The following is a 24,693-nucleotide window of genomic DNA, read 5'->3' on the forward strand; positions in this document are numbered from 1 at the left end:
CTATGAGCGATACAGTAGTACGACTAGAAAACCTATCAAAGCGATACCGTTTAGGCACGATCGGCACAGGGTCATTTCGTCAGGATTTACAACGGTGGTGGACAACATCTGTTCGTAAGCAGGAAGACAGTTTTTTCGGGTCAACTAACGCATCCAATTCCGAAATCTGGGCACTGGACAATATTAGTTTTGATATTAAGCAAGGTGAAGTTTGGGGAATCGTGGGCTCGAACGGAGCGGGTAAATCGACATTATTAAAAATTATTTCCCGAATAATTCGTCCAACCGAAGGAAGTATTCGCGGTAAAGGCAAAATCAGCAGCTTACTTGAAGTAGGTACCGGTTTTCATCCCGAGTTAACTGGCCGTGAAAATATCTACATAAGCGGCTACATGCTTGGCATGAGAAAAGCCGACATTAAGCGGCAGTTCGATGAAATTGTTTCGTTTTCTGGTATTGAAAAATTCATCGATACACCAACAAAGCGCTATTCATCGGGCATGTATATGCGCCTTGCATTTGCAGTAGCGGCTCACCTTGACCCTGACATTTTGATTGTGGACGAAGTACTGGCAGTTGGCGATATTGATTTCCAGAAGAAGTGCCTGGGCAAGATGCAGGAAGTGTCTCAAGATAAAGGCCGGACTATCCTGTTTGTCAGTCATAACATGCAGGCAGTCAATTACCTGTGCCAAAAGGCGGTATGGCTTCAAAAAGGAAAAGTCAATGAAATTGGTGGTGTTCGGGAAGTTGTTAACTCATTTATGAGCAGTATGCAGCAACCCAAATTGCACCAACACTGGACCGAGAGTGTAAATGCACCGGGTAATGACTACATCCGGGTCCACTCTGTCGCTATCGCTCCGCAATTTCTGGATGACCAGTCGTTGATTGACGTTCGCACACCGCTCAGCGTGCGTTTCAGTATCTGGAACCTGATCGCGGGGACAACGTTAAGCGCATCCTTGCAACTATATACAAACACGGGCGAATGCGTATTCGCAATGCCCTCGCAGAACCTGTTTTGTGAGCATGGATTAATTGAAGGAAATTGCCTGATTCCCGGCAACTTCTTGAATGACGGACTGTATTACTTATCATTAAGTTTTATAAAAGATGCGTCAATCGTTCTCTTCGATTATCAGGAATGTTTGTCGTTTAGAGTAGAAGATCACCGGGAAAATACGCAATGGTATGGTAAATGGCCGGGACTGGTCCGGCCGAATTTACCCTTCACCTGGCAGCCAGTATTAACGGAGACCTTTGTTTAAATAAGTAGAACAATGTCTTCAACTACCGATCCCTTAGTTTCTGTTATAATTCCATGTTACAATCACGGGCAATATTTACAACAAGCTATTGACAGTATAAATGTCCAAACTTATCAGCGTATTGAACTTATTGTTGTTGACGACGGCTCTGTTGATTCAACTAAATCAGTAGCAGCAGCCAATCAGCAGGTACGTTATATTTTTCAACTGAATCAGGGATTGTCTGCTGCTCGAAACACTGGTATTCGCCATAGCAGCGGCGATTTCCTCCTGTTTCTAGATGCTGACGATCTGTTATATCCAGATGCCATTGCCATTAATGTGCAACTGCTACTTCAGCATCCTGATGTGGCCTTCGTATCGGGTGGGCACAACGGAGTAGATCATGATTTGACTGTTCTCTGGACCACGCAGCGTATCGTTGCGGATTCTCACTATCGCCATTTTTTACGGTGGAATTATATTGGGATGCATGCCACGGTGCTATATCGCCGTCATATTTTCGATAAGTTCCAATTTGACACAAGCTTGCGTGCCTGCGAAGATTACGATCTTTACTTGAGTATATCGGCCCGCTATCCTGTCCTTCATCACCAGTGCATTATTGCTGCATATAGGCAGCATCAAAGTAACATGTCGTCTGACGCTGTGCTAATGCTTACGCTTGCTCATCAGGTCTTAAAACGGCACGAGAACTCTCTTACAAATACGCTTGACAAGAAAGCTTACAAGAGAGGAATTACTTTTTGGGGGAAATTATATTGTGGACAGATGTACTTTCAACTAGTTAATAGTCAATTATCTATTACAGAATCGAGGAAAAATTCTTATTTAAAAACTCTTTATAATGAAAACTATTTATTATACCTCAAATACCATATAGTCAGAGTATTCCCTATAAAATCATATATAAAACGAGTAATCACTTCTTCCATAGTAAAATCATTCCGCTATAAATTACGATAATTTTTTACTGTGCGTTTATAAAAAATAACTTATTTCAGCACCTTCTCACAAGTTCAACAGAATATAGCTCACTCGTATCTATTCATCTGTTTTCACTAGTCAGATGAACCGTGTCCATGAATCATCTAACCTAAAACAAAAGCAATACTTTTAATGAAAATAGATAAACAAACACTAACTTTCCACTCAATCAATTAGCTCTCATTTGTCATTTGTTTAAAGTACAGGTATATGACATTACTCATATATTGTACAGACATTACAAAAAGCATTTATTTGTCGACATTTACAGGTCGTCAATAGTTCATATCTATTTTACATTGTGATTCGTGTTCCCACCACACCTCCCAAAATTGAAGCAGCGTCGGCACCTGGCGATAGACCACTCTGGTCGGTGATGATTCCTGTTTATAATTGTGGGTTCTATCTAAAGGAGACACTTAACAGTGTTCTAAAACAAGATATAGGAGTTAGACGAATGCAAATTGAGGTTGTTGATGATGCTAGTAACGATATTGATGTAGAATCATTGGTAAAAGAGATTGGGAATGGACGAATAATTTACACCAGACAACCTTATAATGTTGGGAGTCTTCGAAATTTCGAAACTTGCCTGAATCACTCGTCGGGTTATCTAATTCATCTATTACATGGAGACGATATAGTTCTTCCTGGCTATTATAAATCCATAACGTCTCTTTTCGAAAAATACCCTCAGGCTGGAGCTGCTTTTTGCCGGCATAATTATATTAATAACCAAGGCAAAAAAATTGGTCAAGAGGTTCAGGAATCGGAGCAACCTGGTTTGCTTCATAACTGGCTACCAAAACTAGCCAAAAGACAGCGGATTCAATATTGTAGCATTACAGTCAGACGAGAAGTCTATGAAAAGCTTGGTGGATTTTATGGTGTAACATATGGTGAAGATTGGGAAATGTGGACTCGCATAGCGGAACAGTTTTCATTTGCGTACACGCCAGAGATTCTAGCCGAGTATCGGATACACGAGTCCTCAATCTCGCACGACTTACTAACCAGCGGCCAAAATCTTCGTGATCTTCAGTGGGTCATTGATCAAATACAACACTACTTACCGGAAGAAAGTCGCTATAAATTAAAGAAGCTGGCTATGAAGCATTATGCACATTATGGCTTGGGTACAGCTAGTCTTATTTGGAAGAATTCTCGAAATAAGAAGAGTACGGCTTCACAAATTAAAGAGTCATTCAAAATGCATACTGATGCATATATGGTTGCAAAAGTAATCTGGCTATATTGTAAAATGAGCGCATTATGGTAATAAATAAAGGCATATCTATCATTTTATGTACCTATAATGGAGCACTTCTTTTGCCAGAAACGCTGCGCCATATTGCCAATCAGCGAGTTCCTTCCGACTTAGCTTGGGAATTAATTATTGTTGATAATGCCTCAGATGATAACACAGCAATGGTTGCCGAAACAGAATGGGCTAAGTATACGTGTACAGCTACATTCCATATTCTGCACGAACCTAGGCAAGGTCTGAGCTTCGCCAGAGAACTTGGCTTCGTCAGTGCTAAATATCCATATATCATCTTGTGCGACGATGACAATTGGCTATTTAAAGATTATGTCGCTAAGGCTTACTCAATTATGGAACAGCATCCAGATATAGGTATGCTAGGAGGTCATGCGGAGCTAGTATATGAAGTCCCCCCCCCAAAATGGGCAGTTACCTTTTCACCAGGAATACACGCTGGTGGACCACAGGCGCGCTCAACTGGCGAAGTTCCTCATTTCTCGGTATACGGTGCTGGAAGTGTTCTACGCAAATCAGCTTACCTAGCTATTCGGGAAGCAGGCTTTCAATTTAAACTTACAGACCGTCTGGGTAATCAGCTATCGTCGGGTGGTGACTCTGAACTATGCTATGCTTTGTCAATAGCAAATTACTCAATTTGGTACGACAATGACTTGCGATTCAAGCATTTTATTCAGGCCACACGATTAACCTGGCTTTACTATGTAAACTACATGAAAATCAATGCGTTATCATTCATAGTACTAGAGCCCTATAAACTATTTTTAAATACCAGATCAACCAGTTTGTTCGTATTCTACATCGCGATCACCAGACGAGTATTGCATTTTACTTGCTCCTTACTCTGGACTCTTCTTCTTAAATCTATTCTGCCAGGAATAGAAAATAAAAAGACAAAAGCCATAAAGGTACATATCCTGAAAGCCCGATTAGGCTCTTACAAATACATTAAAGAAATGAAAGGCCACTTTCTGGAAGCAGGGAAGTATAGCCTTGCTTTCGCTAAGCTAGCCGAATTAAAAGGACACGAACAGAATGTTACGTGTTGATACAACAATTCTGTTCGTGTCCTTTTGATTCAGCTAGTTCTCACCAGTGGCAGCTTTATACGCCCCAACTTCTGCAAGTTGGACAGGTCCTTTTGCTTGCTTTATTAACAAGCGCAATTTTGCGGTGCGCACTTCAGGAAAACGGATCAGCCGCTTATACCCTACGGTCGTAAATGTCTTGAGTGGTTGCCAGGTACGTCCGTCCCAGTATTCAACCTGACCATTAATGATCTGCTGACCATTTTCTATATTTTCCTGAATTGCAATTCGGTCAATCAGTTGTTCGCCTAGTAATTGAATTTCAAGTGGTTTTCCTGCCTCAACGTCTACAAACGTACTCAGCTTACCGTCGGTCAACCTAGACGTTTTAACTACTAAATTTTTGCGAAACGTCTCGTTTAGAATACGGCGGAAGTTACGGATACTGGCTACATCTGATTCAGCTAAAAGCCCCTCACGATTTGGCGGAATATTGAGCAGTAACAAGCTGTTGCGTCCCACTGACTCGTAATACAGCTTAACCAAATTAGCAGGTGTTCGTACCTTGCTGTCTTCGGTAGCATGATAAAACCAACCCGGGCGGATAGAGACATCCGTTTCAGCTGGTATCCACACGGGTCCGTTGGCATCTCCCCTATTTAAATAAGCAGCATCTGCCTTACCGGGTGCCAAACCAGTTGTATCGATAGTTGACCAACAGGTTTCGCCGGCGTTGCCCGACTCGTTACCTACCCAGCGAATGTCGGGACCGGCATCAGAGAACATGACTGCCTGCGGCTGTAATTTGCGTACCATTGCCCAATAACCGGCAAAGTCATAGGACATGTTTTTGGCATTTTCTCCTTTCGCGCCATCAAACCATACCTCATCAATGCGGCCATAATTTGTTAACAGTTCGCGTAGCTGGCCTTTGTAGTAATCGTTGTAGTCAGCAGTGCCATAGCGGGGTTCATGTCTATCCCAAGGCGACAAGTAGACCCCGAATTTCAATCCATATTCGCGGCAGGCTTCAGCTACTTCGCGCACAACATCGCCTTTTCCACCTTTGTAAGGACTATTTTTAACCGAATGCTCCGTTAGTTTCGATGGCCATAAGCAAAAGCCGTCATGGTGTTTTGCCGTCAGAATAGCCATTTTAAAACCGCCATCCTTCAGCGCCTTTATCCACTGCCGGGCATCGAGTTTAGTGGGGTTAAAGATTGCCGGGCTTTCTGTACCATCCCCCCATTCCTTGTCGGTGAACGTGTTGACAGTAAAGTGAAGAAAAGCGGTCGTCTCAAGCTGTTGCCAGGCAAGCTGACGGGCCGTTGGTTTAGGCTGTGCACGTACCTGAGCGAACGTAACTACAAACAATAAGCAAAAAAGCAGCAAGCGCATAGACTAGCGAGTTGGGGCGTGAATATCAGGTTGGGGGTCAAATAAGGACCTCTTTCCCGACATTTAGTCTATGTCGGGAAAGCGACGCCAGTTTTACGACAATAAAGCAGGTCGCTCCTGAAACGTTTTGTAAACGAATTCACCAAATATAGTATTTGCCCAGGCAAACCATTTGCGGGTAAACTTGCTTGCGTCATCTTTATGGAAGGCTTCGTGCATGAAACCAGTACCTGCATTTACGTGCTGTAGTGTTTGTAAACACTGCCTGATCTCGTTTTCGTTAGTACTCGTTAATCCCCGCACAATGATGCTCAGCGGCCAAATCATGTCGATACCGGCATGTGGTCCTCCGATTCCCTCCCCTGCTTTTCCCTTGAAGAAAAATGGATTATCGTCGCTAAGAAGGAATTTGCGTGTGTTCTGATAGATTGGGTCTGTGACAGGCATAGCACCCAGATACGGCATTGCCAATAAGCTAGGCACGTTGGCATCGTCCATCAGGTTGTAAGAGCCATACCCATTCACTTCGTAGGCATACACCTTGCCATAACGCGGATGGGTAGTGACGGCATGCTGTTCCAATGCGGTAGCCACCTCATCGGCCAATGCGCGTGCATCGGCGGCTAAAGTTGCGTTGGCTTTGCGTGCGACCAGTAATTCGGCCAGTTGCCGGAGTGAAGTGACCGCGAAGAAGTTCGACGGAATCAGATACGGATAAATGGTTGCATCATCGCTGGGCCTGAACATAGAGCAGATCAGGCCGTTTGGCTTTGCTGGATACCCATAGCCACCAAGCGGCACGCCATCGGTAGCCCAGGTTGTGCGGCGTTCAAACTTGTAGGGTCCTTTTCCAGTTTTGCGCTGCTGTTCCCGGAAAGTTTGCACCACCAGTCGCATGGCCTCCTGCCAGTTGGCATCAAAAGGAGACAGATCGCCCGAGCGTTTCCAGTAGAAGTAAGCGAGTCGAATGGGGTAGCAAAGGCTATCTATTTCCCATTTGCGTTCGTGCAACCCCGGTTTCATATCGGTGGCATCATCTTTCCACTCGCCAGTTTTTGTTTGTTCTTTGTAGAACGCATTGGCGTACGGATCAAAGCGAATGCAGCGTGCCTGTCTGTAAATGACCCCCGCAATCAACTGCTGAAGTGGTTTATCCTGGGCCATCAACGGCAGATAGGGCCATACTTGGGCCGTCGAGTCGCGCAGCCACATTGCATCGATATCACCAGTAATGACATAAGTATCTGGCTTTCCGTCGATAGTGGAATGATCAACGGTCGTGTCGAGTGTATTAGGGAAACAGTTCTCGAACAGCCAGGCCATTTCAGGATTCTTTATCCCTCTTTTCACGGTATAGATTGCTCGTTCCACCGCTTCTGATCGAAAATTACGCTGGTCAAGTGGCGTGCGTACTACGGGAAAATCACCAGCAGCGCGAGCAAACGAAATCGGTTGTGTTGTTAGGGCAGCAGCGCCCAGCGAGGTGGTTTGAATGAAAGTTCTTCGGTTCATAAAGTTTATAACGTACACTTCGTATTCGATCAACTAAAAGCGTAATCCATTGGCATTCAGCTAAATTTCACCCGGATCAGTTTATTTCGCAATTCTTGTCATGGCCTCTATAAGGGTAGCGCCGCTGAGTTGAGTTGTCAGTTCGGCCGTTCCGTTGATGGGCTTAGTTTTCCAATTAGGTCCAAATTGAATAGCGGGTTTTTGCGTCCCGTTTTGCCAGAGCGTTTCGGCATTCGTGGTTAAAAAAGCGACGTACTGCTTGCGAATGTCAGCAGGCACTGCCTTTTCGGTGGCCAGGAGGGCAAGATAGCGAACGAGTACCGCTTTGAATAACCCACCATCACCGTTGCCTTCGGCTTTCAATATTCCCGAAGGCGACAATGCGGGGTCAGCCATACTGAAATTAGCCGTTTTCATGGCATTGTCGAGGTACGTATTCATGCTGGTAATCCGGTACATTTCCAGCCCTGCTCCGATCAATAGGCCCTGATTATAGGTGAATTTCCAGTTCAAATCGATCTTACCGTCTTTTTGGCGATTTATTCCGTCATAGACGAAGCCAGTGGCAGGATCGACCAGGGTTTTAACTTGCCAGTCGTAGATTTTTTTTGCCCAGTCCAGATCAGCCGGACGCTTCAGGAGTTTGTACAATCGGGCAGCCAGGATAACCGCCGGGGCATTGGCCGGCGTATTTTTATAGTCAAGCTGCTTTTTTTGCCAAGCAATGCCACCACCCTGCACGTCGCTCCAGCCAAGCTTAATATCTTCCCACAGCACCTGCGTAGCCTCGAGCCACTTTTTATCTTTTGTCGCTTCATAGGCCCTGAGCATTGCCAGCGCGTTCCAGAGCATATCGTCGTAGTACGTATTCAGAAATGTATTGCCGTTCTTAACCCGAACCCCAACGAACCAATCGTTCATGTAAGCCAAATACTGCTTGTTGCGGGTACGGGTGTATGCATCGACGAGCAGGTCCAGCGCATGGGCCTGCGGCCAGTAATTAAAGTCTGTCTTACCGCCATTGTTGACGTTGTAATACTTGCCGCTTTCATTAAAAAACTGTGTGTTCAATGCCTTAGTGCTGCTATCGGCAATGGAAGCCCACTCTAAACTCATCGACTTTTTTACGGCTGACCTTGCCTGGCATAAGCCACGCTGACTGGCAGTCGCGACCAGTAGAACCATCAAAATAGCACAGCGTATATGACTACGAAAAGAAAGTATAGGTCTAGTTAACAGCATGTTGAGACGCCAGATTGAAGTAGGTACGTTACTGTAGTAGAGTTGCAATTTTTGGCTCATACTGGCTGACAGCACAGTACAAGCAAATGAATCAACTTGGGTGTTTGAGTAGATAAAGGCAATTTCCAGTGAACATATCCTCTTCACAGGCTGGAAAAATAAGTTACCTCATGCATCACTTCGGAGAAGATAGAGCCACAAAAAAATGTCATCACCCGTAGGTGATGACATCGTGTATCCAGTTAAGACCGGTAGTTCAGCAGGACTCCTGCTTTACATTATCCGGCTTTCGTTTTCACTGACGAACGCCCCCCAGGCGCCTTTCTTTGTCTTTTTTGTTGACCGGACAGGCAGCGCATTTTCATGAAAATGATGGCAAATAGCAATAGCCAGCGCATCGGTTGCATCAAAGAATTCGGGATTCAAATCAACGGCTAGCAGCGAAGATACCATTTGCGACACCTGCTCTTTTGACGCGTTCCCGTTGCCCGTCACCGACTGCTTAACCCGCCGGGGCGCGTACTCAACAATCGGAATACCACGGGATAGTGCTGCGGCCATGACCACGCCCTGAGCCCGGCCTAACTTCAGCATGACCTGCACATTCTTACCGAAAAAGGGATCTTCAATAGCCATTTCATCGGGCTTATGCTCTTCGATGAGCCGGTGCATGGTTTCGTGGAGCTTCTGAAGCTTGAGCTGATGGGTCGTATATTTGGAGAGGTTGATCACCCCATACTGCAGCATCCGCATCACACCCGCCCGGACCATAATGACGCCATAGCCAGCGATTACAGTGCCGGGGTCAACGCCAAGGATGATTTTTTCGGTAATGGGAGTTTGTGAGGCCATATGTGCAAAGTAACGCTTTCAGACCGGTTTCCATGCCCGATGTATCTAAAAAAATCACGCTCTGGGCCAAGGCAGCTACGTTTTGTGTCCTCATCGGCTTCATCCTCTATACGTTGCGCCAACAAACCGTTCGCATCACTGATTTGCGCCAACCGCTACGATCGGCCGACTGGCTGTCGGGCTGGGCTATAGCCTTGCTGCTACTAACACCCGTAAACTGGTCGTTTGAAGCAATTAAGTGGCAGTGGCTCGTCAGACGGCTGTCGCCGGTAGGGTTTGGTGAGGCACTGAACGGGGTGTTGGCCGGTCTGTCACTGGGTATGGCCGTTCCGGGCATGGTGGGCGATACGGCTGGTCGGGTGATGTCAATTCAGATTGGTCACCGGGCCAATGCCGTAGGGGCCGCACTGGTAGCTGGGGGTATGCAGTTTTATGTAGCACTGGTGGTGGGCACAGTTGCCTGGGCAACGTACCTGACCCACGTACCGGCCCGGGCAACGGCTGGCGGCTATGCGCTGCTTTGGCTGCTGGCAGGCCTGAGTATGGCGGGGGTAGTACTCAATTTTTATCGAAACCGGTTTGTCCGTTGGTCAACGCGCTGGCCCTTACTGAATAGGTATGTTGCCTATTGGCAGCTTATTGGCCAGTACAGTCACGCTGACATGGCGGTTGTGTTTGGGCTAGCGTTGCTCCGGCACCTGACGTTTTCGCTGCAGTTGTACGCCGCTTTCAGACTATACGGCGTTGACCTCCCTCCCTCATTTCTAGCGGCTGGAGTGGGCGTAATTTATCTCGTCAAAACAATTGCGCCGGCCTTTAACTGGTTAAGTGACCTGGGTGTACGGGAGGCTGCGGCTCTTTGGGTATTTGCCCCCCTTAATTTACCGGCTCCGCCTCTGCTTACTGCCACCCTGACACTCTGGCTTGTAAATATTGGTTTACCTGTTTGCCTTGGCCTACTCTCGCTCTGGCGACTGCGGGTGGCTAGCCAGAATTAACTACCATTCGGCGGTAAACACGCCGTCTCGCCGAATGGCGTGCACGGCAACACCAGGTGGTGGGGTTTGAGCCAGCAAGCTATCGGTAGGGCCAGCAACGTTGGAGTCGTCGAGGATAATATGACGCGCTACCACATGCCGGGTCAGCGATGCCCAGTCATGCACGGCGGTTCGGCGAAGCACCACGTAGTCGATAAGTTTTGGTAATTGCCACTGCCGACAAGCAGACAAGCGATTGACAAACAAAATACTTCGTCCGTGCCAGACAGCCAGCGCTAAATCCGGTTGGTGCTGGTAGGCCAACGGAACAGGCAGCGAATCGGCCCGAAGGCTACCAACAGTCAGGCTGTCGATTCCCCACTGACCAAAGGTATTTTTGAGGTAGAAGTCGTAGTTACGGGAGTTGGCCTGCCAGTCGTCATCGGTCAAAACGAGAGCGTGATGCCCGCTTACCAGGCTCACAGCTGTTTTACGGGGTAGGAAATGAACCGTCAGTCGTTGCTGGTTGTCTTGTTTCCTTTTCTCATAAATGACTAATAAGGCAAAACAGCAGGCCAGCACCAGCGTTAAGTTTAGGTACGTTCGGCTTCGGGTGAGCAGCAATAGACAGACCGCCCAGATAAGGGCGTACACAACAAGCAACCCGGCAAGCGACAGCCACATAGCACCGGGCATGGCACCGGGAAACCGGCCAATAGCCTCTACGCTGTAATTCATCAACCAGGCCGTTTTTTGCAGCAACCAGCCCAGCAAATCACCCAGAACGGGTATCCAGCCGAACGCCAGCGTTGCGATCGACAAGGGAACCAGGATGGCAGACAGCACCATGACAACGGGGTTTGCCAGCAAGAAGTAGGTCGGGAACGAATGAAAGTAGTAGATCCCCAATGGGAAGGTCAGGAGTTGAGCGGCAAGGGCAACAACCGACATCTGCCATAATTTGATACCCATCCAGGAAGTAGGTCGCATCAGTTGGTTGAGATACGGAACCCACGCGCCAATGCCTGCCACCGCCAGGTACGACAATTGAAAACCCGCCGAAAATGCCGCGAACGGATCGTAACACAGCAGCACCAATGCTGATGCCGCCAGGGTGTTTAATAAACTCTGGGTACGGTTGGTTAACCCGGCGACGAGCAAAAACGAGAACATCAGCGCCGATCGAAGTACCGGGGCAGAGAAACCGGTCATGAGCGCAAAAAACCAGAGAACAGCCAGTTTAATATTAACTACCCACCAGCTGTTGCCCTTTCCACGGGCCACCCATGTTAACAACCAGTTGAGCACCACAAACAGAATACCAACGTGCATGCCCGACACCGACAGAATATGCACTGCGCCAGCCGCCGCGTACGACTGATACTGGGCCGGATCGAGGTCATCGCGTACACCCAGAATCATGGCGTTTACGATGCCGAATTCCGCTTTTGTCACCACACGAGCCGTGAGTACGCTATCAGACCAGCGATTGGTATTGTACGCTAATTCGACGAGGCGGTTTGGTGGCGCATGGCCGACGACGGTCCGTTGCCAGGCTCGAAGGTACTGCTGGTGGAAAATCCCCCGATGCGCTAAAAAGCGTTTAAAATCAAACTCGCCGGGGTTCAGTGGCGGATCTACTACACGTGGTTTACCTGCTACGAGCCACACGTCACCGTAGCGGGGCATAGGCGTTGGGCGTACTGAGTCTCCTTTGTCGAGGTACACCAGTACACGACCGCTCAATGCTTGAAACGAACCAGAGTCGGTTAGTCGTCCGCGCCTGATTACCAGCTCAACTTTATATGTTTTGGCACGCTCTTCGGGCAAGTTGGTCACGACAGCCTCGTAGGCAACCGGCAACTGACCGATGTTGACCAGGTGATCAGGCTGGAGCTTCGGCGACTGAAGGGCTACGGCCAGCCAGCCTACCACTCCAAACAATACCAGTCCGGCAAGTCCTTGCGCCACGTTTAAGGGCCTGACGAGCCGCTGTTCATTTCGGTAGAGTAGCGTGCCAAACACTAGTGTAGCCAGCAGCCCTATTCCTACCACCCACCCGAACGAACCAGGCCAGGCCTCGGCTACGAAAATGCCCACTAGCATGGCACCAACGTACCTGAAAAAGGGATAGCCCCGCATGCCTACTGTGGACCGGCCATCTGCTCACTTGGCATCCGCTTGCCAGGTAGTACCATTTTGTAGTGCTGAATGCCGCATTCGTCGAATTGTTGCCCTACCGGCACAAAGCCAAATTCGGCATAAAGCGGCATGGCTGACACTTGGGCGTGCAGGTAGATACTTTCGATGGGCTCAGGCTGCTGGGCAAACACGTCATTTAGAACGGCCTGCACCAGTGCTTTACCAGCCCCTTTTCCACGGGCCGCGGCACGTACTGCGAAACGCTCTAGTTTAACGCCTTTGCTTGTCCGGCGCCAACGAGCTGTGCCTACGGGCTGACCATCCAACAAGGCTAGAAAATGATTGCTGGTTTCTTCAAATTCATCGTATTCGTCCTCGGCAGGCACGTTTTGTTCCTCGACAAATACCTCCCGACGAATGGCAAAAACGGTCTCTAAATCAGCTTTCGATTGAATTGTGGATACAGTAATCATATTGATGAAGCATAATGCGCTTTACTGAATCAGCACGCGCTGACTCACTGTCTCGTTTTGCGTCTTGACCCGAAAGATATAGACTCCAGCCTGTAAATCGGCAACCGGCAGGGTGATTTCTCGGCTCAACGTAGCCTGGTAAGCCTCTGTTTGTATGGTGCGGCCGCTTACATCGATCAACTCAGTACTGAAAGCCTGAGCCCCCTTAAACTGCACCCTAACAGTGCTCTGCGTATTGCTTGGGTTAGGGTAAACAAGCACCGTCAGTTGCTCGGTTTCAGGCAGCGTCGTGTTCGCCTGAATAAGCTGTAATCGACGTGGGCTTAGCTGTAGAACGGCCATCATCCGATCACGCTGCCCGCCAGTGAATACGTTCATACACGCATCGGGCGAGTAATCCATGTAGTCTTCAACCAGGTTTCGCGTGCGTACCCCAGGTTGGCAGGTCGAGAAGATCGCATCACATTTGTCGGTCTCATTCAGCGCTTCGATGGGTGGCGTGTCAGCTACATAATCGTCACCACACCGCGTGTCGCCGTTGGGGTGAATCAGGCCCAGCCAGTGTCCTACTTCATGGGTGGTCGTTCGTCCGCAACAGTATAGGCTGCTCGTCACGGTACCCGTTCTGCGGCCAAAGTACCGGTGGTCGATCACCACGCCGTCAATGCGCGCGTCTGTATCACCCAGTCCTTGCAGCGTATCGGCAGCCGTAGGGAACTGACCGTAGCCCAGGTAATTTCGGTTCGACAGGGCCACCACCCAAATATTTAGGTAGCGATCAGACGGCCAGTAACTTATGCTCGAGAGTAGAAATAGGTCATTGAAGAGATCGAATGAACTTTGCGCCGAATAATAGGTGCGGACAATGCCATTTGTCGACTGTCCGTTCGGGTCTTTGGTGGCGAGGTAAAACTCAATGTTTGTGTCTACCGCAATGGGGTTGGTCGACGTCCCTCCCGGTGTGCCTGCTACTTTACGGTAATCTTCGTTGAGAACCTGAATCTGCGACAGTATCTGAGCCTCCGTAATATTTGGGTTGTTGGCCCCACCAATGGCATTGTTAGCCTGATTATGGATGACATGAACAACAATCGGGATTCGGTACACAGTAGCTGCAGCGCCCCGGGCGTTGGAGTTGAATGTACCGAACGCCCGTACCTGCTCGTTCAGCGTATTAATCTGTTGCAGCCGTTTCGGCGATAGACGCTGTAACTGTGCTTCGATGAGCGGATTAGCACATCGTTGCTTGTGACTGTCATCATCTGGCAACGTTGTTGACTGAGCGAGCCCACTGGCAATCGACATCCACAAAAAAAGGCCGGTCAGCCCAAGCCGACCGGCCTTTAACGGACCACTGTTATTGTCCTGCTTTTTCATATGCACTAATGATGGCTTTTACCAGCCTGTGACGCACCACATCGCGCCCATCAAGTTCAACAAAGGCAATGCCTGGAATATCCCGCAAAATACCGATTGACTCCGACAATCCTGACTTCTGATGCTTCGGCAAATCGACCTGTGAACGGTCGCCGGTGATAATGGCCTTCGAGGAAGGTCCCATTCGGGTCAGAAACATCTTCATCTGCATGGCCGTCGTATTCTGCGCTTCATCGAGCAAAATAAATGCGTTGTTCAGCGTTCGGCCGCGCATGTAAGCTAGCGGTGCGATCTCAATTGTGCGGTTCTCCAGGTAGTACTTCAATTTCTCCGCCGGGATCATGTCGTCAAGAGCGTCATAGATCGGGCGCAGATACGGGTCAATCTTTTCCTTCAGGTCACCAGGCAAGAAACCGAGGTTCTCGCCCGCTTCCACCGCCGGGCGGGTAATGATGATCTTGCGTACTTCCTTGTTCTTCAGGGCCCGTACGGCAATGGCCACAGCGGTGTAGGTTTTACCCGTACCAGCGGGACCAATAGCAAATACAAGGTCACTCTTCTCGGCGGCTTCAACCAACCGTTTCTGGTTGGCCGTTTTTGCCCGCACAACAATGCCCTTAGTCCCATAGACCAGCACTTCATCATCAGACACCGGTACGCTGTTCTGATCCGATTCGTTGCCGCCACTCAGGTATGTTTGCACATTTTCATGCGTCAGCTTGCCATACCGCTGGTAATGCTGCATCAGCGACTCCAGGATATCGGTAATCCGTGAAATTTCGGGCGTAGTACCCTTGATGCGGATTTCGTTGCCCCGCGAAATGATTTTACTCATCGGAAAAGCCGCAGCTACTTCCTTGATATTTGTGTTTTCGACGCCCAGAAAATCGATGAGGGAAACGTCGCCGTCGAGTGTTATGATTTTTTCGACCAAACTGGTAAACTGATTAAGTGAGAACTCCCTTGGGAAACGGGCGTTGGTTGGTTGAATATACCGAATAGCCTTACCTACACAACAAGATTCGGAAAAAATTGGCTCACATTCGCTACAGTCTACCGTATGATAAGGGTGCAACAAAAAGGTAAAATAATCGTATAGCCTCTCTTATCTTGCTGATGCTCAATCGGATCAATAAAAAGGGTATCTCGGGTCGGTCTCGCAAGAAAAAAATCTATTTTTGGACTACTGATTATTTTGGTGACAACCACATTTTTTAGACCGTCAGCATCAGGTTTGTGATCAGCTAGTTAGCTACCCCAAGTTACTAATCCCGCGATTCAGACCATTACAATTGCTTGCCTTTACTGGTGCTTTCAGCCTATTTTTGCTTAACCATGGATACCAACAGCGGAGCACCCCGCCCAAACAACAACTTTCGCAAGAATACTACCAACGCACCGGGAAACCGGCAGCAGGCGGGCATTAACCGATTCCTCGATACAGGCCTCGGTAAACTGCCACCGCAGGCGGTAGATCTGGAAGAGGCGGTGTTGGGGGCGCTTATGATCGAGAAAGATGCGCTGTCGGCCGTAGTGGATTTGCTCAAGCCTGAGACGTTCTACAAAGAGGCACACCAACGGGTATATAAGGCGATTCTCACCCTATTCGCCAACTCAGAACCCATTGACCTGCTGACGGTTACGCAACAACTGCGTAAAACCGGAGAAATTGAGCTGGTAGGTGGCGGGGGGTATATTTCGGAACTGACGCTGCGGGTAAACTCAGCCGCCAACATCGAATACCACGCCCGCATCATCACCGAGCAGGCCCTAAAACGTGGGCTGATCACGATGTCATCGGAGATTCAGCGGGATGCCTACGAAGATACCACCGACGTGTTTACGCTCCTCGACCGAACGGAGCGCGATCTGTTTCAACTGACCGAGTCGAACATCCGCAAAACAGTTTCCGACATGCGCTCCATCGTGGGCGAAGCCTTGAAGGAAATGGAGACCAAGAAGAATCAGGAAGGCCTCACAGGGGTACCTTCCGGCTTCACAGCGCTTGACCGCTTAACTTCCGGCTGGCAGCCTTCCGAACTGGTCATTATTGCGGCGAGGCCAGCGATGGGCAAAACTGCATTTGTGGTGTCGGCCCTCCGAAATGCGGCGGTTGACCACGGCAAACCGGTTGCAATTTTCTCGCTCGAAATGTCGTCGGTGCAGTTGGTGAATCGTCTGATCTCAGCTGAGGCAGAGATCGACTCGGAGAAGATCCGGAAAGGTCAGTTGGCTCCACACGAGTGGCAACAGTTGCACCATAAGATTCAGCGCCTCACTGAAGCCCCGATCTATATTGACGACACGCCTGCCCTATCTATTCTGGAACTACGGGCTAAATGTCGTCGTCTGAAAGCGCAGCATGATATTCAGATTGTCGTGATCGACTACCTGCAATTGATGACCGGCGACAATAGTAAGGGCTCTAACCGTGAACAGGAGATTGCCTCGATTTCGCGGGCACTAAAAAACCTGGCGAAAGAGCTGAACGTACCTGTCATTGCCCTGTCGCAGCTGAGCCGGGCCGTTGAAACGCGTGGTGGCGACAAGAAACCACAACTATCCGATCTTCGTGAATCAGGATCAATCGAGCAGGATGCCGACATGGTTATGTTCTTGTATCGTCCTGAATACTACAACATTACACAGGACGAAGCGGGCAACTCAACGCTAGGCGTTGGCGAAGTAATTGTAGCGAAGAACCGGTCCGGATCGCTGGATACGATCCAACTGCGCTTTGTAAACCGGTTCACCAAGTTCTGCGACCTCGATGGGTATTTCGCGCCCGCACCGGGTTCATTCCCTGAGGGTGTGTCGGGCATGAGTAGCTTCGATGGGTCGGGGTCGTCAGGAGCTATTCCGCCACCGGGCACAATGCCTCCGCTCCCACCAACGCCGGGTACGTTGCGCAGTCGGGCCAATGACCTCTCGAATTTCGGCAACGCCGACCCAAGTCAGGAAACACCATTTTAGCCGATAAAAACGCCTCGCCGAGTACTCGGCGAGGCGTTTTTATCGATTGGCTTCACTCCTTCACTCTTACCGTAATCGACTGCCCGGGCTGAAACTGAACGGTCTCTCTTTGCTGATTCTGATGATAGCTCAACAAAAGTGTGTAGTTACCCGGTACTGACAGTTGGCCCAATGAACCCTTTCCGGTCGCATCGGTCATCGATGCAATATCAGGAACACTAACCGGGCCGTCGACAACCATAATTACGACACCTTCAATTGGTTGTCCCTGCTGATTCACTACCGTGATGTTCATTGGCTTACGTGGTTTTGACACTAACAAGCTGTCAGGCGCCTTCTGCTTTCCAATTTTTGATATTGTTGAAAACGTCCTGTACAATACGGGTAGCAGAATTGCCGCTGCTGTGACCATTAGTATGAATACCCACACAATACCGCTGCTCGCCCACTTTGATCCAAACTGGCGCGCCACTTTGTCCACCCATCGTATCAATTTCATACGTAATTACCCGATCGGTTAAACTTCTGGGTGTACGGGCCATGAACCACTGCTGATTCCCGCCTTTGTCGCCTGGGTAACCCGACAGGTTCAATACAGAGCCCATCAGGTAACTGTTGTCCCGTACAGCATAGCCAAAGTAACCCACCCGATCGCCAAGACGGCTGTTTGCGGGTAAAATAATAGCCCCGTAATCGTAATCCCGCTTTTTGCTATCTGTCCAGCCTTTTACACTCCGCAGCATAGTACCTGTGGCCGAACCATACGGGCGCGCCGCATCATTCAACCCGGGTATTACTTCGATTGACCGCGCCCAACCCCCATTGTTATGTAGGAATACGCAGTGACCGGCTGTAATTACAGTGCGCGGGCCAACCATCCAGCCTGTGCCAATCCAACGGGTACCGTCGGCGGCCGTAATCCGTAGTGCGCAAATAGCCCGATAGGGATAAACAGTCGTATTTGTAATGCGCACGCGGTCATCGGTGCCAATGATAACCTCATTTACGGTTTCATCGACATCATAGCTTGCGAAAAAGGCTTCGCGCAACATCTCGTCCTGACCAGCCTCACTGCCCGAATCCTCCAGAAGTGTTTCCTGAGCAGATTCCTGCCGTCCATTTGAGGTAATCGCACTGAAATCGGCTGGCTTAATATACGTTTCAACCAACTCCTGTTCTGTTTCATTACGACCGAAAACTTCGCTTCCTATGAAGCCGCTCTCAGGCTCTACCTCAGTAGCTGCCCGACCTGAACGCCCATTTCGCACGGGTGCAGGTTTCACTAATGCCTCTGCCATTGTTGTGACTGTTAATGGTTATACGATTAGGAATAGCTGTACCAACCGGGCCCTTAGTTGCTAACAGCGGCAACAAATGTATAGGCTGATCGAGTAGCGTTTATTTACGTATTGAGGGAGCGGTAACATATATAACTAGCTTGTTATTAACCGGTTAACCAAAATATCTTGGCTACATATTTAAGAATTTTGATTATATCATTCTAGAACAAATTGTATCGGTTGGCTACATATTCTACTAGTATCCACTTGAAAACCAGTTCAGCCCACGGCTAACGGGCATCTATCGACCAATAGAGGCAACCAGACAGGCGCACGGTAGTTGACGGCAATACTAGTATATTGCTGCTCCTGTGAAAGCGGCCAGTCATGCTTTCAGGCATTTCCTAGTTGTTCACTACATGTCCTATTCTTCGTCATCGCTAACCCTGTCGAGGCGGCGTTTTACAGCCGGTCTGGCTTCTACTGGCCTGCTATTCAGCCCGCTCTTTGCTACTGCCCGACGTATCGATCAGTTGGTAAACGGGCAATTACCGGCTGCTACACCAACTGATAAGCTGGTTATCTACCAGATCTTCACCAGGCTTTTTGGTAATCAGCAAACAGCAAACACGCCCTGGGGGAGCCTGGCCGAAAATGGTGTCGGCAAGTTCAACGATATCACGGATAAGGCACTTCAGGAGATCAGAAAAATGGGCGTATCGCATGTCTGGTATACCGGTATAATCGAGCACGCTACCATGACCGGCTATTCGTCGCTGGGTATTCCGCCCGACAATCCGCTGGTAGTCAAGGGGCGTGCCGGATCGCCATACGCCATAAAGGATTACTACGATGTGGCCCCCGATCTGGCAGTCGATGTTCGGAAACGCATGGCGGAGTTTGAGGCGCTCGTTAAGCGATCGCACGACAACGGCCTGAAGGTTATCATTGATTTTGTACCCAATCACCTTGCCCGGCAGTACAGCTCAGACGCCAAGCCGGATGGCGTTCAGGATTTGGGCGAAACGGATGATACAACTAAGGCATTCGACCCACAAAACAACTTTTACTACCTTCCCGATCAACCCTTTCAGCCACCCGCGAGTACGTCGGTGCCCGACGGTACAATGGCCCCACCCTACGAGGAAACACCGGCGAAGGCTACCGGTAACGACGTCTTCAAAGCCCAACCGAGCATCGACGACTGGTACGAAACGATCAAGCTAAACTACGGCGTTGATTACCAGAATGATCGCAAAACATACTTCGGTTCAACCGCAACGTCAGACCGTCCGAGTACCTGGACGAAGATGCGCGATATTCTGCTGTTCTGGGCCAGTAAGGGTGTCGACGGTTTTCGCTGCGATATGGCCGAAATGGTGCCCGTTGAGTTTTGGGGCTGGGTCATTCCGCAGATAAAGGCGAGCCACGCAAACGCTGTCTCTGCAACGCCTGCAGCAAAAACACCTGTGGCATCGACAGGGGCGGCAAAAGCAAAACCGGGCGTTGCGCCTACCCCGGTTGCTGCGCCAGCTAGTACGCCCATTGTGTTTATTGCCGAGATTTACAATCCACAACAATATGCCAACTACATCAACGTCGGCAAGTTCGATTACCTCTACGATAAGGTAGGGCTCTATGATACCGTTCGCGCCCTGGTAGAGGGCAAGGGTAGCCCCATTGCGATTTCACGGGTTTGTCAGGGGGAGTCAGGTACGTTGGGAAAGCACATGCTCCGTTTTCTTGAGAACCACGATGAGCAACGTATTGCTTCCCGGCAGTTTGCCGCTGATCCCTGGACGGCGGTTCCGGCCATGACGTTGTCTGCAACACTTCATACGGGTCCAGCGATGGTGTATTTTGGGCAGGAAGTTGGGGTAAATCCCACAAAGGCCGAAGGCTTTCAGGGCGATGACGGACGTACTACCATTTTTGATTATTGGGGCATACCCGAATACCAGGCCTGGACCAACGGCGGCGCATTCGACGGGGGTAAACTTACTGCCCATCAGAAGAAACTACGTCTGTTTTACACGCAACTGGGCCAGCTCGTCACTAACAGCGATGCCATTAAAACAGGCGCGTTTTATGACCTGCAGCAATATGGCAAGCCAGAGCAGTTGTTTAGCTACCTGCGTTACTCAGCCAAACAGAAGTTGCTCATCGTCTGCAATTTCGACCGAAAAGAAACCATACGTACCCAGCTTCAAATTCCGGCCGACGTGTGGAAAGCCATGAAGATGGCACCTAAAAAGACATATACCTACAAGGACATTTTCAGAACAAAAACCCTCATTACCGGCACAACAACGGTTCCGGTTGCGGTGCCGCCGCTTGGCGTACTGGTACTTTCTATCTCCTAGGTACGTTCCGCTGTTCAGGCAAACTAAAAGAGGCCCTTCCTGATCAGGAAGGGCCTCTTTTAGTTTGTAAGCTGCTGCTATTCGTTACATCCCACTCTGTTGAACCGTAAGGTCTTCAACAGCCATCAGCGATTTATTCGCGTTATCGGGGTTCACAAACACCAAGAAGAGCTTATGTGTACCCGACATCGGCTTCTTGAACGGGATACTCACTGGGCCCGACGTACCTACTGCCACGTTGGCGTCACCGAGTAAGGCCCCCGTTGGCGAATCGGCACGTACCTCAACTTTTCCCCCTGCCGACCGCTCAGCCCTCGCCGTTACTGAAGCGCTTAGGCCAGAGATACCCGTCAGGTCGATGTCGTTATAGACTAGATAGCTTCCGTTCTTCGTGGCAATGGCAATCTCATTGCCAGTCGGCATCTTCACATTCGAGATATCTTTCTTCTCATCGTAGTTTACCGCTTTGAACTTAGGGCTGCGAAGGGCGATCGACTTCACCTCTGTCAGCGGGCCAATCTGGCCGTTACCCCGGTCTGTATACGTAGCGGTAAGCACATATGACCCCTCTTTTGTGTGGTCCTGCGTCATGTAGTTACCCTGCAATGGCTGCTTATCCTGCGCTTTCTCATTGGCCAGCGACAGAATATACCGTACCATATCTTCGGCCTCTTCGAGTTTCAATTGTGGGTGTGCGCTCATGGCCTGTTCGCCCCAAACACCACCACCACCAGAAATCACTTTCTGGGCCAGGGCACGTAACCGCGTGCCGCTTTTGTACTTCTTCGCTACATCGATATACGCCGGTCCTATTGATTTCTTCTCGATGGCGTGGCACGATTTACAGTCGCTCAACTCGATCAGGCGTTTGCCAGTCGAAAAGCCCAGGTTGGCCTGGTGGCCCTGAGCCAGCACCGTTTTGTCGAAACCTTCAATGTAGTTGATGGTCATCGTCACGTCCTGCGGGTCAATGCCTTTAGCCAGCGTACCGTCTTCTTTGTCGGCTACAGATGCTTGATAGGCGATCGGCTGCTTAGGGAAATAGAACGATTTGTTACCCTTAATGGCCAGATCGACTTTCGGCATGTCGTTGCCCACTTTCACAGTCAGGGTTTGGGTGGCTTTGTTACCAGATGCATCCGTAACCGTCACGGTTGGCGTGTACACACCCGGCTTGCTAAACGTCATGCTTGGGTTGGCCTGCGTGCTTTTAGCCATGCCTTTGCCGAAGTCCCAGCTATAGGTCAGTGCGTCGCCATCGTAGTCCATGCTGCCTTTTGTGTTAAAGGCAACCGTTAGCGGAGCAGCGCCAACCAGCTTGTTTGCTGAAGCAACAGCCACGGGGCGGCGGTTACCGGCCGTATAGGTAATGCGCGACAGGCGGGCATCATCGTTGGCAGCAAACCAGTTCTGGCCGTACTCAAGGGTGTAAAGGCTACCATCCTGCGCAAACTGCATATCGATCACGTGCGAGAACTTCATGTTGGGGGCAAAACGCTCCATCTTCACGAAATCACCCTCCGGCGTCATCGTAACGGGGTTGATCCAATCCCGCATCCAGTCGTAGGCGAAGAATTTACCATCGTAGGCACGCGGAAACTTTACTTTCGAATCAGCGGCGTAGTCGTCGTAGTAGTACACCGGGCCACCCATGGCGTTACGGCCACCTTTGCCCACAATTGAGCCAAACTCAGGCGAATCGGCATACGGGTAGTAAATGAACGCTTTCTGCGCTGGTGGCAACTCATTCAGACCCGTGTTATGGGGCGAGTTGTTCATTGGCTTAGCCGCATCATAGGCCATGCCCATTGATGTGCTGTCTTTGAAATTGAAGACTTCGTACGCTTTGTTGTCGCCAACAAACATAGGCCAGCCAAAGAAACCAGCTTTCCGGGCCTGGTTCATTTCGTCATGTCCACGCGGGCCACGCTTCGCACGATTCTCTCCAGCATCGGGGCCAACTTCACCCCAGTACAGGAAACCAGTCCGCTGATCAACAGCAATCCGGTATGGATTCCGGTTGCCCATCACATAAATTTCAGGGCGTGCTTTCGGGTTGCCCTCACCAAAGAGGTTTCCGGCCGGAATGGAGTAACCACCGTTTCCGTTCGGAGTAATCCGAAGAATCTTACCGCGCAGATCGTTGGTATTCGACGACGTGCTCAAGGCATCCCATCCCTGACGACCTTCCCGGTTGTCAGATGGCGAGAAACCATCGGAGTTAAATGGGTTGGTATCATCGCCCGTCGAGAGGTAGAGGTTTCCTTTTTTATCCCAGGCAATTGAGCCACCCGTGTGGCAGCAACCAGTCCGTTTTACCGGCACGCGAAGCAGCACTTTTTCGGTATTCATCAGGAGCGTATCCTGCTTATCGTCGTAGGTAAACTGCGACAGGTGCTGGGCGGTGTCGGCGCCAAATAAAGCTGCGTCCGGCGAATAATACAGAAACAACCGCTTGTTGGCCGCGTAGTTTGGATCAGCATTGACGCCCATCAGTCCGTACTCGAACTTGGTATAGACCGGCATCCGCGCTACGATTTTGGTCTTCTTGGTGGCGGGGTTATACATTTTCAGCATTCCCTTCCGCTCCCCAAACAGCACTTTGCCACCGGGCAACACCACCAGTTCAGTTGGCTCGTCGAGGCTGCTCACTAGTACTTCGCGCTCAAACCGATTCTCTTCCGGTGCAGGTACTGACCGGGCTTTCGCGTAGTCGAGTTTGGTAGCCATTACCGACTGCAGACCCGCCAGCAAATGCTTCAGGAATACCGGCTCAGCAAACGTTTCGTCGGGGTGACCGAAGGCGGTATAAAAGGCTTTGCCACCGTCGAAGTCATGATACCACGACATTGGGTGGTCGTCGCCCATCTTTCCGTCTTTGTACGTCTTCTCGTCGAGCTTGACCAGGACGTTCACCGCTTTGTTGACATTCTTGAAATCATAGAATTCATCCTTGATCTTCCAACGGTCGGGGAAACCAAACATCGACGCGTGGTTTTTATTGACCACATACGCCTCGCCCGTCTGCACGTTCGGGTTGCCCGGATGCGAGGCAAACTGAGCTCCTGCCAATTTGTTGTACCAAGGCCAGTCGTACTCCGTATCGGTTGCCGCGTGAATACCAACGTACCCACCACCCGACTGAATAAACCGCTCGAAATTGACCTGCTGCGCATCATTCAGCACATCGCCGGTTGTGCTAAGAAATATAACGGCGTTGTACCGCTTCAGATTTTCTTCGGTGAATTTAGCGGCATCTTCGGTGGTATCGACAGCAAATCCATTCTGTTTGCCAAGCTCCATCAGGGTACGTTGCCCCGTTGGAATTGACTGGTGACGAAATCCCTTCGTCCGGGAAAAAACGAGCACCCGCTTACCGGCAGGCGTCTGAGCCATTACCGAGCTCTCGGGCACCAGGGAGGCTGCCAGCAAGCCTCCCATAAGCGCCAGTGTTGGCCCAAATCGGCGTGCGGTTTGGCGCTTAGTGAGTAAGCGTTGAAAAAGTGATGATGTATACATAAATGGAAAGACGTGCT

18 protein-coding genes are annotated in these 24,693 nt (G+C 49.8%); 7 read left to right on the top strand and 11 right to left on the bottom strand.

The features are described from left to right. Nucleotides 1–2: 2 nt before the first annotated feature. The 4 genes from F7231_RS12865 to F7231_RS12880 all read left to right on the top strand — a co-directional run bounded on the left by F7231_RS12865 (nt 3) and on the right by F7231_RS12880 (nt 4,589). On the top strand, nt 3–1,271 hold the full coding sequence (locus tag F7231_RS12865; protein ID WP_166692188.1) for an ABC transporter ATP-binding protein: 1,269 nt from the start codon (nt 3–5) through the stop codon (nt 1,269–1,271). Nucleotides 1,272–1,283: 12 nt separating this feature from the next. Continuing rightward, nucleotides 1,284–2,237, top strand: coding sequence for a glycosyltransferase (locus F7231_RS12870; protein WP_166692189.1), 954 nt, complete (start codon nt 1,284–1,286; stop codon nt 2,235–2,237). A 322-nt stretch (nt 2,238–2,559) separates the two neighbouring features. Then, nucleotides 2,560–3,537: a glycosyltransferase family 2 protein gene (locus tag F7231_RS12875; protein WP_310589319.1), complete on the top strand. Its 978-nt coding sequence runs from the start codon at nt 2,560–2,562 to the stop codon at nt 3,535–3,537. Beyond that, nucleotides 3,531–4,589, top strand: coding sequence for a glycosyltransferase (locus tag F7231_RS12880; RefSeq protein ID WP_166692190.1), 1,059 nt, complete (start codon nt 3,531–3,533; stop codon nt 4,587–4,589). Before F7231_RS12875 ends, F7231_RS12880 begins: the two co-directional genes overlap by 7 nt. Before the next feature lie 33 nt (nt 4,590–4,622). On the opposite strand, the gene F7231_RS12885 is transcribed toward F7231_RS12880, so the two are convergent. The 4 genes from F7231_RS12885 to ruvC form a co-directional block, all read right to left on the bottom strand. Further along, on the bottom strand, nt 4,623–5,966 hold the full coding sequence (locus F7231_RS12885) for an alpha-L-fucosidase (RefSeq protein WP_085413491.1): 1,344 nt from the start codon (nt 5,964–5,966) through the stop codon (nt 4,623–4,625). A 93-nt stretch (nt 5,967–6,059) separates the two neighbouring features. Continuing rightward, the gene (locus F7231_RS12890; protein WP_085413490.1) at nt 6,060–7,478 is read right to left on the bottom strand and encodes a glycoside hydrolase family 125 protein; all 1,419 of its coding nucleotides are present in this window, start codon (nt 7,476–7,478) and stop codon (nt 6,060–6,062) included. Nucleotides 7,479–7,559: 81 nt separating this feature from the next. After that, nucleotides 7,560–8,594, bottom strand: a complete 1,035-nt coding sequence (locus F7231_RS12895) for a glycoside hydrolase family 76 protein (RefSeq protein ID WP_166692191.1) — start codon at nt 8,592–8,594, stop codon at nt 7,560–7,562. A gap of 399 nt (nt 8,595–8,993) precedes the next feature. Beyond that, nucleotides 8,994–9,572, bottom strand: coding sequence for a crossover junction endodeoxyribonuclease RuvC (gene ruvC / locus F7231_RS12900; RefSeq protein WP_085413488.1), 579 nt, complete (start codon nt 9,570–9,572; stop codon nt 8,994–8,996). Between the two features lie 32 nt (nt 9,573–9,604). Between ruvC and F7231_RS12905 the strand changes: the two genes are divergently transcribed. Continuing rightward, on the top strand, nt 9,605–10,570 hold the full coding sequence (locus tag F7231_RS12905) for a lysylphosphatidylglycerol synthase domain-containing protein (protein ID WP_085413487.1): 966 nt from the start codon (nt 9,605–9,607) through the stop codon (nt 10,568–10,570). Here the strand turns inward: F7231_RS12905 and F7231_RS12910 are convergent, their stop codons facing one another. From F7231_RS12910 to F7231_RS12925, 4 genes are read right to left on the bottom strand one after another with little or no spacing between them, the layout of a single operon-like run. Further along, on the bottom strand, nt 10,571–12,691 hold the full coding sequence (locus tag F7231_RS12910) for a ComEC/Rec2 family competence protein (RefSeq protein WP_166692192.1): 2,121 nt from the start codon (nt 12,689–12,691) through the stop codon (nt 10,571–10,573). Between the two features lie 2 nt (nt 12,692–12,693). Beyond that, nucleotides 12,694–13,164, bottom strand: a complete 471-nt coding sequence (locus F7231_RS12915; protein WP_085413485.1) for a GNAT family N-acetyltransferase — start codon at nt 13,162–13,164, stop codon at nt 12,694–12,696. A gap of 21 nt (nt 13,165–13,185) precedes the next feature. Continuing rightward, on the bottom strand, nt 13,186–14,541 hold the full coding sequence (locus F7231_RS12920) for a T9SS type A sorting domain-containing protein (RefSeq protein ID WP_085413484.1): 1,356 nt from the start codon (nt 14,539–14,541) through the stop codon (nt 13,186–13,188). Beyond that, nucleotides 14,522–15,475 carry a PhoH family protein gene (locus tag F7231_RS12925; RefSeq protein WP_085413483.1) on the bottom strand — a complete coding sequence of 318 codons (954 nt, stop codon included), beginning with the start codon at nt 15,473–15,475 and terminating at the stop codon, nt 14,522–14,524. Before F7231_RS12925 ends, F7231_RS12920 begins: the two co-directional genes overlap by 20 nt. 401 nt (nt 15,476–15,876) lie before the next feature. Here F7231_RS12925 and dnaB point away from each other — a divergent pair, with 401 nt between their 5' ends. Further along, nucleotides 15,877–17,514, top strand: a complete 1,638-nt coding sequence (gene dnaB, locus F7231_RS12930) for a replicative DNA helicase (protein ID WP_085413482.1) — start codon at nt 15,877–15,879, stop codon at nt 17,512–17,514. Between the two features lie 52 nt (nt 17,515–17,566). Here the strand turns inward: dnaB and F7231_RS12935 are convergent, their stop codons facing one another. Further along, nucleotides 17,567–17,809, bottom strand: coding sequence for a carboxypeptidase-like regulatory domain-containing protein (locus F7231_RS12935; RefSeq protein WP_166692193.1), 243 nt, complete (start codon nt 17,807–17,809; stop codon nt 17,567–17,569). A gap of 31 nt (nt 17,810–17,840) precedes the next feature. After that, complete coding sequence (locus F7231_RS12940; protein WP_198172098.1) at nt 17,841–18,812, bottom strand: trypsin-like serine peptidase; 972 nt, start codon at nt 18,810–18,812, stop codon at nt 17,841–17,843. Between the two features lie 401 nt (nt 18,813–19,213). Here F7231_RS12940 and F7231_RS12945 point away from each other — a divergent pair, with 401 nt between their 5' ends. After that, the gene (locus F7231_RS12945) at nt 19,214–21,157 is read left to right on the top strand and encodes an alpha-amylase family protein (protein WP_166692194.1); all 1,944 of its coding nucleotides are present in this window, start codon (nt 19,214–19,216) and stop codon (nt 21,155–21,157) included. Nucleotides 21,158–21,241: 84 nt separating this feature from the next. Here F7231_RS12945 and F7231_RS12950 read toward each other — a convergent pair whose 3' ends face one another. Further along, the gene (locus tag F7231_RS12950; RefSeq protein WP_166692356.1) at nt 21,242–24,598 is read right to left on the bottom strand and encodes a ThuA domain-containing protein; all 3,357 of its coding nucleotides are present in this window, start codon (nt 24,596–24,598) and stop codon (nt 21,242–21,244) included. Nucleotides 24,599–24,693: the final 95 nt, after the last annotated feature.

Origin of the sequence: Fibrivirga algicola (assembly GCF_011742925.1) — a bacterium.
GTDB lineage: Bacteria > Bacteroidota > Bacteroidia > Cytophagales > Spirosomataceae > Fibrella > Fibrella algicola.